We start from the raw sequence: 2420 nt of genomic DNA, 5'->3' as shown, positions 1-2420 counted from the left end.
ACCAACATTATCAACAAAACCATCAATCGTGACTGTCGCAGCTGAGGCCCTCGTATCAATGACAACTGTTTGTGTACCTGTAGCTCCATTATTACCTGCGGCATCTTTAACAACTGTCTCAACACGATAGCTGCCATCTGCAAGAGCCGATTGCGCATTATTGTGATTAACAACATATGTGCCATCTTCTTGACGCGTTGCTTGAACCCAAGCACCTGGAGTACCAGGACGACCATCAGCTCCAATCGGTGTAATGCGCAACCAAACCGTATCACCTTGTGTCACACCACTGGCCTGCAATGTGTAAATAAGACTTGCATCATTGGTGATAAAGTCACCAGCAATACCATTATCATCGCTAATGGAGGCAAGGGTTGCAGTGCCCGTCGGTACCGTCAAGTCAATATTGACAACAAAGTCCGTCCCTGCACTTTCATTGCCTGCTGGATCCGTCGCTGTCACACTGACTTCATGTGCGCCTGATGGCAATGCAGAAACAGTCACTGACCAACGGCCATCAGAACCAACCGTTGTTGAACCAATAACATTACCATCTTCATCACGGATCGTGATCGTTGAGCCAGGCTCACCATCACTGCCCTGGAATGTCGGTGTTGTGTCATCTGTTGGCTGACCACTGGTCAATGGAGGCAATGGCGGTGACTGGAAGTCTCCAACATCATCTATAACCTCAAACGTCGGTGCTGCAGGAGCTTGCGTGTCAATCGTAATATTGCCTGTCGCTGTCGCAACCTGACCCGTACCGTCAGTCGCTGTAACTGTAAAGTTAACACGTCCATCTGGAAGATCATCTGTCGCTGTTATGCGCCATTCACCCGTCACTGTATCCGCTACAACGCTACCAATCGTGACTGTCTCACCTGCTGCATTCACATAAGTGATAACAACTTGAGCTCCGGGCTTGGCTTCACCAACAAAAATACCATTGGCATCATTCGTCAATCCACCACTATTAATATTGGCTGGCGTACCAACACTATCAGCATAATGGCTAAAGCTTACTTCAACACCAGTCGTATCAATCACAAACGTCAAATCATCACTTGGATCACTCTTATTGCCTGCAAGATCAACAACTTCATAATAAATCGTATGACTGCCATCTGGAAGACGAGGAGATTCAACACTCCATTGACCATCAGCTCCAACCGTCGCTGTCGCAATTGGAACATTTGGTGTATCACTATTCCTATCATAAATATAGACAATAGCACCCGCTTCATTCCTAGACTGCTCGCCCGAGAAGGTCGGCGTAGCATCATCCGTCGGCGCACTGCCATCAATAATGCCTTCAACATTCACATTATCATACGCCGTAATCTGACCGCTAACCTCAGGTGCAATCGTATCAAGTCTGATCTCATAACCACCCGTTGGATCACTCTCTTGTCCCGCAGCATCAACCATCGTCGCTGTAAATGTATAAGTCCCTTGCGCGCTCAAGCCTTCCTGAAGCTCATAACGCCAACGACCATTCGCATCAACACGCGTCGTATCAACCAATACACGCTCCCCATTAGGGCCAACCATGTAAATATTGATCGTCGCTCCAGAAACACCCCCCGTACCACTCAATATCGGCGTCGCATCATTCGTCAATCCGCCCTTTTGAATAAGCGTTGCTGTGGCACTGCCATCAAGGCTGACATTGTCATGGATAAAGTCAAGTGTCGGTGGCTGTGGACGCTCAGTCACAACCGTAAAACTCCACGGTGAGGTCGCAGGACCTTCATTACCTGCAAAGTCAACAGGTCTGGCCGTAAAATTATAGTCGCCTGCACCAAGCGGTGGGCGCGGCGTAAAACTCCACGAACCATCCGCATGAACTTCCCCGCGACCTATAAGAGACGTATTGCCATTACTGTTGGTATTATAAACATTAATATAGGCTACTTCCTCAGGATCAACCGCATTCTCGCTCTCATCACGATAGGTCGGGGTCGTATCATCCGTCGTATCACCTTGACCAATAACACCTTGAACAGGACCAAAATCATCCCATAACTCAATGTTATCTCCATCCATCGCCGCAGGGCCAGTAATGTCATAATCAATGACAAAGCTTGCACTATTGCCTAAATTACCACCCTTATCTTCGACCGTCGCGGTAAACGTGTAATGACCTTCACTACTAAAAGCTTTGTCATCTGGAACTTGTAAACGCCAAGCACCACTGCCTGCAGCAATCACATAGCCAAAATCAATCACACTGCCATCTGGACCAACAGCCGTAATATGAATACGGTCACCTTGTTCCGCACCACTTAAAACACCATGCAACTCAGGTGTCGCATCATCACTCTTTTGACCAGACGTCGTATAATCATGCTGTTCTAAACCAACATTATCAACAAAACCATCAATCGTGACTGTCGCAGCTGAGGCCCTCGTATCAATGA

Annotated in this window: 1 protein-coding gene; it reads right to left on the bottom strand. The window is 47.7% G+C overall.

Features of this window, described 5'->3' with window-relative positions; genetic code table 11:
- Nucleotides 1–2420 (bottom strand): Ig-like domain-containing protein (locus tag ME5_RS10140; protein ID WP_039964611.1); only part of this gene is annotated, 2420 nt, incomplete at both ends.

It is taken from the genome of Bartonella tamiae Th239, from assembly GCF_000278275.1.
Lineage (GTDB): Bacteria > Pseudomonadota > Alphaproteobacteria > Rhizobiales > Rhizobiaceae > Bartonella > Bartonella tamiae.
Note: the sequence above shows the minus strand (reverse complement) of the source record. Positions and strands in the feature narration are given on the sequence as shown.